The organism is Mesorhizobium argentiipisi (SeqCode) (genome assembly GCF_037179585.1).
GTDB lineage: Bacteria > Pseudomonadota > Alphaproteobacteria > Rhizobiales > Rhizobiaceae > Mesorhizobium > Mesorhizobium argentiipisi.
Genome location: NZ_JAPYKO010000010.1, coordinates 46,033 through 59,993, shown reverse-complemented (window position 1 = coordinate 59,993; position 13,961 = coordinate 46,033). Strand labels below are relative to the sequence as shown.

The following is a 13,961-nucleotide window of genomic DNA, read 5'->3' as shown; positions in this document are numbered from 1 at the left end:
AGTCCTTCCTGTTTGCGGGAGAGAGCAGCGCACGCTGTCGCCGAAGGGGAAATCGCCCGAAATCTCTCAGGCAAAAGAACCGTGCACGGGAAAGACAACTCTGGAAAGTCGGGAATCTTCCCGCGCCGAAGGTGTAAGCGCTGCCGACAGAGTTACGGGGCGCGAGTCTCTCAGGCTTCAGACAGAGGGGCACGGCTAGGCCGCCAATGGCGGTCGATTGGCGTGCGACTCTGGAGAAGACATGACAGGCGAAGACACCAGACACCTACCCCTCGAGGATTTGCATCAGGCCACGGGCGCGCGTTTCGGCGCCTTCGCCGGCTGGTCGATGCCGCTCACCTACCCACCCGGCGTGATGAAGGAGCACCTGCACACGCGCGAGCATGCCGGCCTGTTCGACATCTCGCATATGAAGCTGTTCGAGGTCTCCGGTCCGGGGGCCACCGCATTGTTGAACCGCGCCTGCCCGCTCGATGCCGGCGCGCTGGAAATTTCCCAATCCAAATACACTTTCTTCCTCAACGAGGCTGCCGGCATCATCGACGACCTGATCGTCACCCGCCTGGGCGATGACCGTTTTATGGTGGTGGCCAATGCCGGCAACGCGGTGGAGGACGAGAAGCATCTGCGCGCCCTGGCCGCCGATTTCGATGCCAAAGTCGAACCGCTCGACCGCGTCTTCCTGGCTATCCAGGGTCCGGAAGCGTGGGCCGCCCTGTCCCGAGCCGGCATCGAAACCGGCTCGCTGCTCTTCATGCACGGCATCGAGCCGCGTCAAAACTGGTTCATGAGCCGCTCCGGCTACACCGGCGAGGACGGTTTCGAGATCGGCCTGCCGGAGAAGGACGCGCGGGATCTGGTCGCGACACTGTTGGAAGACGAGCGAGTGCAGTGGATCGGCCTTGCCGCGCGCGACAGCCTGCGGCTCGAAGCCGGTCTTTGCCTGCATGGCCAGGACCTGACGCCGGAAATCGACCCGGCGAGCGCCGGATTGATGTGGGCGATTCCCAAGGAAGTTCGCGCTTCCGGCCATTTCATCGGCGCCGACGCGCTGCGCTCGATCATCGAGCGCGGGCCGTCGCAGAAGCGCGTCGGCCTGAAGCCCGACGGTCGCCAGCCGGTTCGCGCCGGCGCGGCGCTCGTCGATGCCAGCGGCAATCCGGCCGGCCACGTCACGTCAGGCGGCTTCGGTCCTTCGACGGGACACCCGGTCGCCATGGGCTACGTCAACACCGCTCTGGCCAAAGCCGGTACGAAACTTTTCGCCGATGTCCGCGGCGCGAAAATCCCGGTCGACGTCGCGTCCCTGCCCTTCACCCCACACCGCTACCGCAAAGGATGATTTCCAGATGGCAAAGACCTATTTCACTGAAGACCATGAATGGCTCCGCGTCGAAGGCGGCGTCGCCACTGTCGGCATCACCGACTACGCGCAGGAACAGCTTGGCGACCTGGTTTTCGTCGAGTTGCCGGAGATCGGCCGCAAGCTCGCCAAGGGCGATACGGCCGTGATCGTCGAATCGGTCAAGGCGGCATCGGACGTCTACGCGCCGGTCGACGGCGAGATCACCGAGGCCAACGCTTCGCTGTCGGCCGACCCCTCGCTGGTCAATTCGGCCGCGACCGGCAACGGCTGGCTCTGGAAGATGAAGCTGGCCGACGAAAGCCAGCTCGACAGCCTCATGGATGAGGCCGCCTACAAAGCCCATATCGGCTGATACCAGGACATAAAGACATGACCGCAGCGCTTACTCCCTTCTCGGCCCGCCATATCGGCCCGGGCGTCAACGATGTCAGAGCCATGCTTGCCGTGCTCGGCGTTCCGTCCGTCGAAACGCTGATCAGCCAGGCCGTGCCGAGATCGATCCGCCTCGACCAACCGCTCGACCTGCCCGCTCCGGCGAGCGAAGCGGAAGCGCTGGCCGAACTGTCTGCGATCATGGCGAAGAACACGGTGCTGAAGAGCTTCATCGGCGCCGGCTATCATGGCGTCTTCGTGCCGCCGGTCATCCAGCGCAATCTGTTCGAGAACCCGGCCTGGTACACGGCCTACACCCCCTACCAGGCCGAGATCAGCCAGGGCCGGCTGGAAATGCTGTTCAACTTCCAGACCCTGGTTACCGAGCTCACCGGCCTGCCGGTGGCGTCCGCCTCGCTGCTCGATGAGGCGACCGCCGTCGCCGAAGCCGTCGGCATTGCGCTGCGCCACCACCGCGACAAGCGCACCAAGGTAGCGCTTGCCGGCACGCCGCATCCGCAGACGCTGGACGTCGTGCGCACCCGCGCCGAGCCGCTCGGCATCGAGGTCGATGGCGAGACGATCGACGACAACACCGCCGCCCTGCTCGTCTCCTGGCCGGACACGTTCGGCGTCTATGGCGACCACAAGGCGGCGATCGAGAGGGCCCGCGCCGCCGGCGCGCTGGTCGTCTTCATTGCCGATCCGCTGGCGCTGACGCTGACGGATGCGCCGGCGAAGCTCGGCGCCGACATCGCCGTCGGTCCGATGCAGCGCTTCGGCGTGCCGATGGGCTTCGGTGGTCCGCACGCCGCCTATTGCGCCGTCTCCGACAGGCTGACCCGCCTGATGCCCGGCCGTCTCGTCGGCCAGTCGACCGACACCAAGGGCCGCCCCGGCTACCGGCTAGCGCTGCAGACGCGCGAGCAGCACATCCGCCGCGACAAGGCCACCTCCAACATCTGCACCGCGCAGGCGCTGCTGGCCAACATGGCGACGGCCTATGCGATCTGGCACGGCCCTGCCGGCCTGCAGGCGATTGCCGGGCAGGTCCATAGCCTTGCCGACCGTCTTGCCGCAGGTCTCAGGGCAGCAGGCGTTTCCGTGCTCGGCTCGAGCCGTTTCGACACGGTGACGGCCGAGGTGAAGGGCAAAGCCGCTTTGATCGCGCAAGCCGCCGAGAAGACCGGTAGGCTGCTGCGCGTCATCGATGCCGACCATATCAGCATCGCCTTCGACGAGACCTCGACGGAAGCCGATCTCGAGGCGATCGCCGCCCTGTTCGGGGCCAAGCCCGGCGCGACGCAAGGAAACTCCATGCCCGGCAAGCCGCGCGGCAAGGGATTCCTGACCCAGCCGGTCTTCCACGACAACCATTCCGAAACCGAGATGATGCGTTTCCTGCGCCGGCTGGCCGACAAGGACCTGGCGCTCGACCGCGCCATGATCCCGCTCGGCTCCTGCACCATGAAGCTCAACGCCGCCGCCGAGATGATGCCGGTGAGCTGGCCGAGCGTCGCCAACCTGCATCCCTTCGCGCCGGCCCGCCATTCGGCGGGCTATCGCAAGATGGCCGGCGATCTGGAGGCTTGGCTGTCGGAGATCACGGGGTTCGACGCCGTCAGCCTGCAGCCCAATGCTGGCAGCCAGGGCGAATATGCCGGCCTGCTCGCCATCCGCGCCTACCATCGCGCGCGCGGCGAGGGCCACCGCACCGTTTGCCTGATCCCCTCTTCCGCGCACGGCACCAATCCCGCAAGCGCAGCGATGGTCGGGATGAATGTCGTCGTCGTGCGTTGCCTCGATGACGGCAATATCGACATGGACGATCTGCGCGCCAAGGCCAACGAGCATTCCAAGAACCTCGCGGCGCTGATGTTCACCTATCCTTCGACGCATGGCGTCTACGAGGAAGGCGCGCGCCATCTGTGTGCGCTGATCCACGAGCATGGCGGCCAGGTCTACTTCGACGGCGCCAACCTCAACGCTCTGGTCGGCCTCGCCCGCCCCGGCGACATCGGCGCCGACGTCTGCCACATGAACCTGCACAAGACCTTCTGCATCCCGCATGGCGGCGGCGGCCCGGGCGTCGGCCCGATCGGCGTCAGGGCGCATCTGAAACCCTATCTGCCGGGCCATGTCACCGAGGGCTCGGCGCATGCCGTGGCGGCGGCTCCTTTCGGCAGCGCGTCGATCCTGCCGATCACCTGGATGTATATCCGCATGATGGGCGGCTCAGGCCTGAAGCAGGCGACGGAAACGGCGATTGTTTCGGCCAACTATGTGGCGACGCGCCTCGCGCCGTACTACCCGCTGCTCTACAAGGGTCGGAGCGATCGCATCGCGCATGAGTGCATCCTCGACACCCGCGTGCTCAAGGAGAGCGCCGGCATCAGCGTCGACGATATCGCCAAGCGCCTGATCGACTACGGCTTCCATGCGCCGACCATGTCGTTTCCGGTTGCCGGCACGCTGATGGTCGAGCCGACCGAGTCCGAGCCCAAGCGTGAGCTCGACCGTTTTTGCGAGGCGATGATCGCCATAGCCGGCGAGGCGGCGAAAGTGGCGAAGGGCGAGTGGCCGTCCACCGACAACCCGCTGGTCAACGCTCCGCACACCGCGGCGGAAGCGCTGGCCGGTGAATGGAAGCATCCTTATTCACGGCTGGAGGCGGTCTATCCGACGGGCGATGCCGATCTGGCGGCGAAATACTGGCCGCCGGTCTCGCGCATCGACAACGTCGCCGGCGACCGCAACCTGGTCTGCTCCTGCCCGCCGCTGTCGGAGTATCTCGGCGCCGCGGAGTAGCGTTTGCTCAGGCAGTCTTCAGGGCCGGCCCGGCATCGGGCCGGTCCGCTGGGAGCTGAGCAATGACGCGGTTGCGCCCGGCACGCTTGGCCGCATAAAGCGCGGCGTCGGCTTGCGCCAGCACCTCGTTCAAAGGACGACCCGCGATCGAGCCGAATCCCATGCCGCCGCTGACGCTGCTGCGCAGCGGACCGCGATGGGTTGGAACGACCTCTGTGCCGAATGCGACGCCGATCCGGCTTGCCATGTCATGCGCCTTTTCCGGCGTCACGCGCGACATGACGAGCGCGAATTCCTCGCCGCCCAAGCGGAAGGCGTCGACCCCGGACCTGCCGTATTTCCTGATCACCGCCGCGAAGCGGCAAAGCACCTGGTCGCCGACGGGGTGGCCGAAGACGTCGTTGGTCATCTTGAAATGGTCGAGATCGAACATGGCGATCGCCATGAACGGACCGAAGCTGCGGTCGCCGTAGAGCTCGTTGAGCGCTCGGCGGTTCATCAGGCCGGTCAGCGGATCGGTCATCGTCTCCGCCTTGAGCTCGATCTGCGCCTGCAGATGGTGCAGCGAAAGCGTCAGCGCGCCGAGGCCTGTCATGCAGGCGACCGCGACGACGGAGTTCAACCGCTCCGCCCAATTGTCGGGCGCCGCACCCAGCACCCATTGCCCTTGCATCAGCAGCGCCAGGCCGCACAGGGCGAAGGACAAGCCGCAGGCGCCGCTGAGAAACGAAACGACAAGCAGGATCCGGCGGTCGTGATCCCCCTTCATCCAGAACATCGTCCCGATCGCCGCGAGCAGCGCCGTCACGGCCGCATAGGTGATCTGGAAGCCGATGCCGTCGAAACCGACAAAAGTGACGATCGCGCAGACAGCCATCGCGGCCAGCGTCGGCACGACGACGCGGCGGTAGTCGCGAAAGCCGAGATACTGCATGGCCGACAGGCAGAGGGCCAGGAAACCCAGGTCAGCAGCGCGAGCACGACCTGGCACAGCCAGGGATCGGCATCCTTGCTGTAGCGCCAGAAACCGACGACATGGGCGACGAGCACCAAGATGCCGCAGGCGACCGTAAGGACGAAGCGCGCCCTCGGCGCGGTGAGCCAGATCGCGAACATGGTGATGCTGAGGCATATGCCCGACAGCGCCGCCGCAAGCAGAAGCGAACTGAAATCCAACATCCGTGAAGAACTGCCTCTAGCGTAGCCGGTGCCCGGGTCCCCTCAATGTAGGCTAGCGGCGGCTGGCGCAAACCGTTTTCGGCCGATGCCCAGCGCTACCTCGACACAGGGTTTACAAAGCGTCGACATGTGAGGCGAAATCCCGTGGCGGTACACGGAATACGCGAACCCGCTGACGGATCAGCCCTTGTCGAGCAGCGCCAGATTGGCGTTGACCACCGTCTGGTCGGCCATGCCGGCCTTGGCCTCGAGCAGCAGCGCGCGCGCCCTTTTCTTGTTGCCGCGCAGAAGCTGCGAATAACCCATATTGTTGACGATCTGCGGCTTGCGCCCGGCGACCTTCAACAGCTGCGCGTAGGCGCGATCGGCGAAGTCGAAGCGGCCAAGCTCGTCATAGGATGCGGCAAGCCCCATCCAGGCCTCGGCATTGTCGGATTTGAGCTCGACCGCCTTGCGGAAATGCTGTTCGGCAAGGCCGAAATTCGCCTCGCGGAACTGCGCCTTGCCTTCGACCAGGTCGTTGGCGCTGACATCCTTGGCCACCGGCTGGATCGCCGTGGTCTTGGTCGTGTCGACGTTGTTGTTCGTCGTGCAGCCGGTAATCATCAAGACGGCCGCCAACACCGCCGCTGCCCTGGGAAGTCTCTGACGCATGCCCCTGCCCCATCGCCCGATTTGCCCGGTCGTTCTTCAGGAAAAAAACTACAGGAAAGCGATTAAGCTTCGGTGCCGAAATGCAGCTAAAATTAGGTTGCGCGCCAAGGATGCGTTAACCAGCGCTCGCGTCGGCTTTGAGCCATGTTGATATTCAGGCCAGGCCGGCCTCACCTGAATATCAACGCACCTCAGTGTGCGCTCAGCTTCACGATGATCGGTATGATAGCGACCATCAGCACCACCGGCAGGATGCAGACCGTCACCGGGACCGACATCTTGGCCGGCAGGGCATGAGCCTTCTCCTCGGCCAGCGACATGCGCTTGTGCCGCATTTCGTCGGAAAAGACGCGCAGCGAGCCCGACAGGCTGGTGCCGAGCTCCTTGGATTGCTGCAGCAGCGTCGCGAAGGAGCGGACCTCGTCGAGGCTGAGGCGGTCAGCAAGCGCCTTCAGCGCATCGTCGAGGCTGCGCCCGGCCCGCAGTTCCAGCGACACCAGGATCAGGTTCTGGCTGAGCGACGGATAGGTCCTGGCAAGCTCTTTGGAGACCCGCTCGATACCGGCCTCCATGCTCATGCCGGCATCGGAACAGACGATCATCAAATCCATGAAATCGGGAAAACCGTTGCGGTATTCGCGCATCTTGTCCCGAATTTTCTGCGTCAGCACCAGGCCCGGCAGGAAATAGCCGCCGGCGCCGGACAGGATGATGAAGGTCCAGCGGCTGGTCATGGTCGATTCGGCACTGGCCGCCCAGTGGTTGATCAGGAATGAGCCGAGCGCCGCGCCGACCAAGGTGGCGAAACGGATGAGGAAGAACATGCCGACGGCGCGCGGCTCCATGTAGCCGGCCTGGATGAGTTTCATGCGCAGCCGGGCGACATTTTCCGGATCGCTCTTGGCATAGAACTCCTGCGCCCGTTTCACCGCCTTCTCGCGCACGGCATTGGTGCTTTTCTTGGGCGCGGGCTCCGCCTGCTCGGCCGGCTGCAATGTCTCCACCTTCAGCCGTCGCTTGACCTCGCCGCGATCGCCCTTGGCGAGCACCAGCGGCCATGCTACGGCGCCGGCGCCCAACACAAGGAGCAGCACGGCGACCGGCACCAGCGAGGTCGGCGCGAGCGAGGCGAGGAAGCGGACGACGTCTTCCATCTCAGAACCTGAAATTCGACATCTTGAACATGATGGCGTTGCCGAGCAGCAGCCAGGCGATGGAGCCGCCCATCATGTACCAGGTCTTCGGCACGTCCCAGACATCCTGGTAGAATTGCGGCATCAGCACCATGATGGCGGTGAACAGAAGCACCGGCACCGCGGTCAGGATGTAAGCCGACATACGCCCTTCCGTCGAAATGGCGCGCACCTTGCGGCGCAGCTTGCCGCGCTCGCGGATCGTCGCCGACAGGCCGTCGAGGATCTCGCGCAGATTGCCGCCCGAACTGCTCTGGATCGAAACCGCCGTGACGAACAGCGGCAGGTCCTCATGGCCCACCCGGTCGAAGAGATTGTTCAGCGCCGAGACCAGGTCGGAGCCGTAGGTCACCTCGTCGGCAACGACGCCGAACTCGGTGCCGATCGGATCGGCCATCTCGCGCGCCACCATGGCAATCGCCACGGGCACCGGATGGCCTGCCTTCAGGCCGCGCGTGATGAGCTCCAACGCCTCGGGCAATTGGATCCCGAACCGCTTGTGCCGGCGCTTGCGCATGAAGCGCATGACCATCACCGGCAGTACCGGCGACAGCACGACAAACAGGATGAGGCCGAACAGGAGCGGCAGGCCCTTCCAGATGCCTAAAAGCGCCAGCGCCGCGGCCACACCCGCGGTGATCGTCAGGAACTTCGGTAGCGGCATGGTCATGCCGGACTGCGTGCGCAGGGCGTGGAAGCGGTCGAGGGAAAAGATGGAACTGCCACCGTCTATCCCGCGCTCCTTGCGCAGTTGGATCAGCACCTGCTCCTGGCTGATCTTATTCTCCGCGAGCCGCATGCGACGATTGATGGCCGTGCGCTTGTCGCTGCGCCCGGCATAGAGCAGGTAGCAACCCTCGGCGATCATGATGCCGGTGAGCGCCGCCGCGGCGTAAACGACGTAGACCGGGCTGAATCCCTCGAACACCGGCCTAGTCCTGCGGCCGGCCGGGCTCGAAATACCTGCCCGGGAATTCGATGCCCATGTTGCGCAGGTCCTCGAGGAAGCGCGGGCGGATTCCGGTCGCTTCGAAATGGCCGAGTATCTTTCCGTCCGCTTCCATGCCGGTGCGCACGAAGCGGAAGATCTCCTGCATCTGGATCACGTCGCCTTCCATGCCGGTCACCTCGGCGACGCTGGTCACCTTGCGCTTGCCGTCGGAAAGGCGCGTCAGTTGGACGATGATGTCGATGGCGCTTGATATCTGGCTGCGGATCGACTGCACGGTCATCGGCATGCCGGTCATGCCGAGCATCTGTTCCAGGCGCGAGATGGCATCGCGCGGCGTGTTGGCATGGATGGTGGCCATCGAGCCTTCGTGACCGGTGTTCATCGCCTGCAGCATGTCGAAGGCTTCCTCGCCGCGGCACTCGCCGAGGATGACGCGGTCGGGACGCATGCGCAGCGCGTTCTTGACCAGGTCGCGCTGCTTCAGTTCGCCGTGGCCCTCGATATTTGCGGGCCGCGTTTCCATGCGCGCGACATGCGGCTGCTGCAGTTGCAGTTCGGCCGCATCCTCGATGGTGATCAGGCGCTCGTCTTCCGGAATGAAGGCCGACAGCGCATTGAGCATCGTCGTCTTGCCGGTGCCGGTGCCGCCGGAGATGATCGTGGTCTTGCGGGCATGCACCGCCGCCGCCAGCACCTCGGCCATGTTCTGTGTGATGGCGCCGAATTCGACGAGCTTGTGCAGGCCGAGCTTGTTTTTGGAGAATTTGCGGATCGACACCAGCGGCCCGTCGACGCCGACCGGCCGAATCGCGGCGTTGAAGCGGGAGCCGTCGAGCATGCGGGCGTCGACCATCGGCTGCGATTCATCGACGCGCCGGCCGACAGCAGCGACGATTTTATTAATGATTCGAAGCAGATGCGCCTCATCCTTGAACGGGATGTGAACCTGCTGCAGCTTGCCGCGTTTTTCGACGAAGCAGTTCTGGTGGCCGTTGATCAGGATATCGTTGATCTCGGGGTCCTTGAGCAGCGGCTCCAGCGGGCCGAGGCCGACCATCTCGTCGACGATGTCGTCGACCAGCGCGTCGAGCTCGGCATTGTTGATCGCCATCCGCTCATTGCGCGTCTTTTCAGAAACGAAATCATGCACCTGACGGCGCATTTCATCCCGGGGAAGCCGCTCGAGCGCGACCAGGTTGATCTCTTCGAGCAGCATACGATGTATACGCACGCGTGCGTCCAGCACCTTGTTGGCGCTCTTTGCGGGCGCCGCTTCAGGCTTTGGCGGCGCCGGCTTACGAGTCGTCGGAATGATCACCGCATGGTGGGTGGTGGGCGCGGGCTCCGGCGCGCGCTGCGGACGAACATCGCGGTTCTGCAGGTTGGAAAAGCGGCTGTTCATCCTGCCTTCCTCTTCAGCAAGCCCTTGCCCAGGCCGAACAGCGATTTCGACTTGACCGTGGTCTGGATGGCCTCCTCCGGCAGGATGATCTTCTTCAGGTCGTTGACGACATTGGCATTGGGGTCGATGGCGTGCAGCGGCACGCCGCGGTCGACCGCTTCGCGCACCAGCCGGTAGTTGTTGGAGATACCGCCGACGAAATGCTCGCCGAGTATCTCCTGAACGTCGGCCTGCTTGATGCCGCTGTCGAACATCTTCTGCTCGAAGCGGTTGACGATGACGTTCGGCTTCACTTCCTTGCCGGCTGTCTCATAGACGGCTTGGATCAGGCGCTGCGTATGGCGCAGGCAGGGCACCGTCATCTCGGCGACGATATAGAGCTTGTTGGAACCCAGCAGCACCGTCTCGGTCCAGGGGAACCAGGTGCGCGGCATGTCGATGACGACGTTGTCGAAATAGGCCGCCACGAGGTCGAGCATGCGCACCACGACATCGGTTTTGAACGAGCGCATCTCGGACGGGCGCGTGGGAGCGGCAAGCACACATAGCCCGCTCGCATGCTTGGACAGCATCACATCAAGCAATTGCCGGTCGAGGCGCTCCGGCTGGTTCTCAATTTCCGTGATGTCGAAGCGCGGCTCGAGGTCGAGATATTCGGCGCAGGCGCCCTGCTGAAAATTGAGATCGACGACGCATGTCGAGGCGCCGCGCGTCACGGAATGATGCAACTGGAAGGCCGTCTGCAAGGCAAGCGTGGTGGTGCCGACGCCGCCGGCTGCCGGCATGAAAGTATAGATATGCGATTCGGTGTTCTCTTCCCGCCCCGGCCCTTGCAGCGCACGGATGACGGAACGCACGAGGTCGGCCGTGGTGATCGGCTTGACCAGGAAATCGGCGACCTTGAGCTGCACCAGGATGCGCACCGCCGCCGCGTTGAATTCCTGCGTGACGACGACCACCGGAACGCTGCCTTCCAGCCGCCGCATGACGCGCTGCAGCGACTCGATTTCCTCGAGCTTGGCCGCGTCCATGTCGATGATGACCGTGCCGAAGTCCGCTTCGAGGATCTCGCCGCGCAGCTCGTTGACGCTCTTTTCCAGCGTCAAAAGCTCGATGACCTCGGAGGCCGCAAAAGCGGTCCGCGTGTCCTGCAGAAACGTCCTGTCCGTCGAAACGAGCAGGATCTTCTTCGTCTTGGTACCAGATGCCATCGGCGTCAGCCCATCAGTTCGATGTGGTTGATGATGTCGTCGATGACGGCGCGGAGCCGGCTTTCGCGCCAACGGCAACGCTCTCCGAACCCGGACGCCGGGCCGGCACCAGAAGCCTTGTGTTCTGCACGCCGTATTTCCATGGATCGACCATCTGCATGACAGTGTTGGATGCCTGCGCGTTGCCGGCCGCCAAGGTCACCCCTTCGGCGCGTACATAATCGTCGCTGGTGCAACCGCCGGCGAAACCGGCCAGGAGCAGAGCGATGCAAGCGGGGATGCGCATGGCTTAGTCCTTTGGCAGATCGAGGAAGTGGCCGGACGTGGCGGCAGCCACCGGGCGGGCGGCGCTGCCGTCTGCCAGCGCCACCGGACGCTTCGGCGCCGAAGCGTCCACTTCGTCAGTGTTGTTCAGGAAGTAATCGGCGGGACTTGCCGGCTGGGTGCCGTCGGTCGGCTCGACCATCTTCTTCGAGGGATCGACCGGCTTGACCAGGTAAGGCGTGACGATGATGACCAGATCGGTCTCGCGCCGCTGATAGGATTTCGAGGAAAACAGTGGACCGAGCACCGGCAACTTGCCGATCCCAGGCACCCGCGACGTCGTGATGTCGTTCTGCGATTGCAGGAGGCCGGCGATCATGAAGCTCTGGCCGTTCTTGAGATCGACCGATGTCCTGGCGCGGCGCACGATGAAGGCCGGAATGGAAATGCCGCTGCTGACTTGGATGGAAGCGGACGGATCGATCGAGGACACTTCCGGCGCGATGTCGAGGCTTACCAGCCCGTCCTTCAGCACCGTCGGCGTGAAATCCAGGCCGACGCCATACTTCTTGTACGTGACGCTGATCTTGCCATTGTCCTCGGAAACCGGGATCGGGAACTCGCCGCCGGCAAGGAAGCTTGCGGTCTGGCCCGAACGCGCAATCAGGTTCGGCTCCGCCAGCCGCCGCGCAAGGCCGCGTTCCTCCAGTGCCTTGATGGCGATGTCGATCGAAATGCCGTTCGACAGCAGGCTGCCGATGATCTCACCTGTTCCGGCAGCCGGCAGGTCTCCCCCACCCGGGTTCAGCACGACTTTGCGGTTGCCGATGCCATAGGCAAAATTGGCGGCATATTTGGCGCCGAGGTCCTGGCCGGCCTGACGGTTGATCTCGACGAAGCGGACGTTGAGCTGCACCTGCTGCGAGGACGAGATGTTGACCGAGTTGATGACTTCCTCGTTGCCGGAAAAGCGCGACGCGATCTTGCTGGCCTTGTCGGCGGCGACCGCATCGTCGGCCTCGCCCGACAGCACGACGCGACCGTTCGCCGAACCGACCTTGATCTTGGCGTCGGGCACGCTGGCGCGGATGGTGCTGGCCAGCTGGTCGGTATCCAGCGTCACCTCGATGTCGATAGTGCCGACAAGCTGCTTGTTCTGGTCGAACAGGGCAATGCCGGTGGTGCCCAGATTGTTGCCGAGCACATAGAAGGACTTGTCGGTCAGCGGGTTGACGTTGGCGATCTCCGGATCGCCGATGACGATCTGGTAGAAGGCGGCGCTCGTCATGATGGTCTTCGGCTTGCCCTTGGCGACCTTGATCGAGGCGTTCTTGTTCGCCGAGACATAGACGACGTCATTGCCCGCCTTTGCCGGCGCGGCGACGCCAAGCATTGCCGCCACCAGCACGATCGCGCCGAGAAGACGCCATCCCCCGGTCGTCCGAAATGCATCAAACCCGAACATCCTGCCCCGTCCCCGCCGGTCCCCACCGGCTATTGCTGCAGTTCCTGCGGCGGTTGCCGCGAAGGAACCTTGTATTCCTCGACCTTGTCGCCACGCGTCACGATCACCGTCCTGAATTTCGGCTCGTCCTGGTCCTTCGTCACCGCATTGACGAGCGAGGCCGCGCTTGCCTGTGCGCTTGCGGCAACCGAACCGCCGAAGGACGAGATGGTCGTCAGCCCGCTTTTGCTGGCGCTGGCGTCGGCCGCGGACCGCAAGGATAGCGACAAGGTGCCGACGGTGCGGGCGAGCGCCACTTTCTGCGCCCCTTCGTTGGTCACCTCGATGGTCACCGAATTGGCGACTTGCGGCTCGGTCTTGCGCTCGTCGGCGCCCTGCCCGACCGAAAGCACCTTGACGTCGGCGACGACGACCTCGGACGTCACCGTCGAGCCGGCAGCCCCTTGAGCATTCTTGGATACTTCCTGGATATCGCCAGCGTCGCGCGTCAGGACGACGTCGACGCGGTCTCCCGGCGTGATGAAACCACCGACGCCGGCGATCTCGTCGGTGCGGATGGTGACGGCCCGCATTCCCGGCGACAGCATGTTGGAAAGGGTGGCGCGCCCGTTCGGTCCCGACAGTTTGGTGAGCAAGACCGGTTCGTTGACCTCGATCGGCGACAGCACGACCCGGCTGCCGTCGGCGAGCAGCTTGTCGATGGTCGGGAAGGCACCTTGCGGCACGGAATCCTGCGGCCACGGAATCTCGGCGAGCTGCGGTCGGCCGAGCTCCATGCCGTAGCGCAGCGGCGCTTGAGCCACCACGATGGTCTTGAACTCGACCTTGGGCTGCTGCGGCGCCACGACGACCTTGACCTCTGGTTGAGCCTTCGCCTGGCTTTTGACCCAGAAATCCGCGGCAAAGATCGAGATCGCGCCGAAAACGGCGGCGATGCCGATCATGGTTATGGCCCTGCCCCTCACAATGGAATCCCTGACGCCCGTGGTCTTTTGTTGGTTGGGCCTCACGCTAGGCGTTAATGTTAAAGAATCAGGAATCCCGCGACCCGCCGACCGCCCTATTTCGGCCGGCTTGGTTATCGAATGGTTTTGG

Annotated in this window: 13 protein-coding genes and 1 riboswitch; of the genes, 4 read left to right on the top strand and 9 right to left on the bottom strand. The window is 64.2% G+C overall.

Annotated elements, in window-relative coordinates:
* Positions 1-5 precede the first annotated feature (5 nt).
* Positions 6-92: riboswitch (glycine riboswitch) on the top strand.
* 149 nt (positions 93-241) lie between these two features.
* From gcvT to gcvP, 3 genes are read left to right on the top strand one after another with little or no spacing between them, the layout of a single operon-like run.
* Positions 242-1,342, top strand: a complete 1,101-nt coding sequence (gene gcvT / locus O7A05_RS15770) for a glycine cleavage system aminomethyltransferase GcvT (RefSeq protein ID WP_337093987.1) — start codon at positions 242-244, stop codon at positions 1,340-1,342.
* Positions 1,343-1,349: 7 nt separating this feature from the next.
* Positions 1,350-1,718, top strand: coding sequence for a glycine cleavage system protein GcvH (gene gcvH, locus O7A05_RS15765; protein WP_337093986.1), 369 nt, complete (start codon positions 1,350-1,352; stop codon positions 1,716-1,718).
* A 17-nt stretch (positions 1,719-1,735) separates the two neighbouring features.
* A complete protein-coding gene (gcvP, locus tag O7A05_RS15760) occupies positions 1,736-4,546 on the top strand; it encodes an aminomethyl-transferring glycine dehydrogenase (RefSeq protein WP_337093985.1) in 2,811 nt (936 codons plus the stop codon).
* 7 nt (positions 4,547-4,553) lie between these two features.
* Here the strand turns inward: gcvP and O7A05_RS15755 are convergent, their stop codons facing one another.
* A complete protein-coding gene (locus O7A05_RS15755) occupies positions 4,554-5,537 on the bottom strand; it encodes a GGDEF domain-containing protein (protein ID WP_337093984.1) in 984 nt (327 codons plus the stop codon).
* A 63-nt stretch (positions 5,538-5,600) separates the two neighbouring features.
* Here O7A05_RS15755 and O7A05_RS15750 point away from each other — a divergent pair, with 63 nt between their 5' ends.
* Positions 5,601-5,750: a hypothetical protein gene (locus O7A05_RS15750; protein WP_337093983.1), complete on the top strand. Its 150-nt coding sequence runs from the start codon at positions 5,601-5,603 to the stop codon at positions 5,748-5,750.
* A 155-nt stretch (positions 5,751-5,905) separates the two neighbouring features.
* Here O7A05_RS15750 and O7A05_RS15745 read toward each other — a convergent pair whose 3' ends face one another.
* From O7A05_RS15745 to cpaB, 8 genes are all read right to left on the bottom strand, one after another.
* Complete coding sequence (locus tag O7A05_RS15745) at positions 5,906-6,379, bottom strand: tetratricopeptide repeat protein (protein WP_337093982.1); 474 nt, start codon at positions 6,377-6,379, stop codon at positions 5,906-5,908.
* Between the two features lie 191 nt (positions 6,380-6,570).
* The gene (locus tag O7A05_RS15740; RefSeq protein WP_337093981.1) at positions 6,571-7,533 is read right to left on the bottom strand and encodes a type II secretion system F family protein; all 963 of its coding nucleotides are present in this window, start codon (positions 7,531-7,533) and stop codon (positions 6,571-6,573) included.
* A 1-nt stretch (position 7,534) separates the two neighbouring features.
* Positions 7,535-8,500 (bottom strand): type II secretion system F family protein, encoded by a 966-nt coding sequence (locus tag O7A05_RS15735; protein WP_224511435.1) that lies wholly within the window; start codon positions 8,498-8,500, stop codon positions 7,535-7,537.
* Between the two features lie 4 nt (positions 8,501-8,504).
* Positions 8,505-9,926, bottom strand: a complete 1,422-nt coding sequence (locus O7A05_RS15730) for a CpaF family protein (protein ID WP_337093980.1) — start codon at positions 9,924-9,926, stop codon at positions 8,505-8,507.
* Positions 9,923-11,137 carry an AAA family ATPase gene (locus O7A05_RS15725; RefSeq protein WP_337093979.1) on the bottom strand — a complete coding sequence of 405 codons (1,215 nt, stop codon included), beginning with the start codon at positions 11,135-11,137 and terminating at the stop codon, positions 9,923-9,925. The genes O7A05_RS15730 and O7A05_RS15725 overlap by 4 nt, the downstream gene beginning before the upstream one ends.
* Positions 11,138-11,150: 13 nt before the next feature.
* Entirely contained in the window at positions 11,151-11,423 is a 273-nt protein-coding gene (locus tag O7A05_RS15720) for a hypothetical protein (RefSeq protein ID WP_337093978.1), read from the bottom strand.
* 3 nt (positions 11,424-11,426) lie between these two features.
* A complete protein-coding gene (locus tag O7A05_RS15715; RefSeq protein WP_415927016.1) occupies positions 11,427-12,866 on the bottom strand; it encodes a type II and III secretion system protein family protein in 1,440 nt (479 codons plus the stop codon).
* 29 nt (positions 12,867-12,895) lie between these two features.
* Positions 12,896-13,810: a Flp pilus assembly protein CpaB gene (gene cpaB, locus O7A05_RS15710; RefSeq protein ID WP_337093977.1), complete on the bottom strand. Its 915-nt coding sequence runs from the start codon at positions 13,808-13,810 to the stop codon at positions 12,896-12,898.
* Positions 13,811-13,961: the final 151 nt, after the last annotated feature.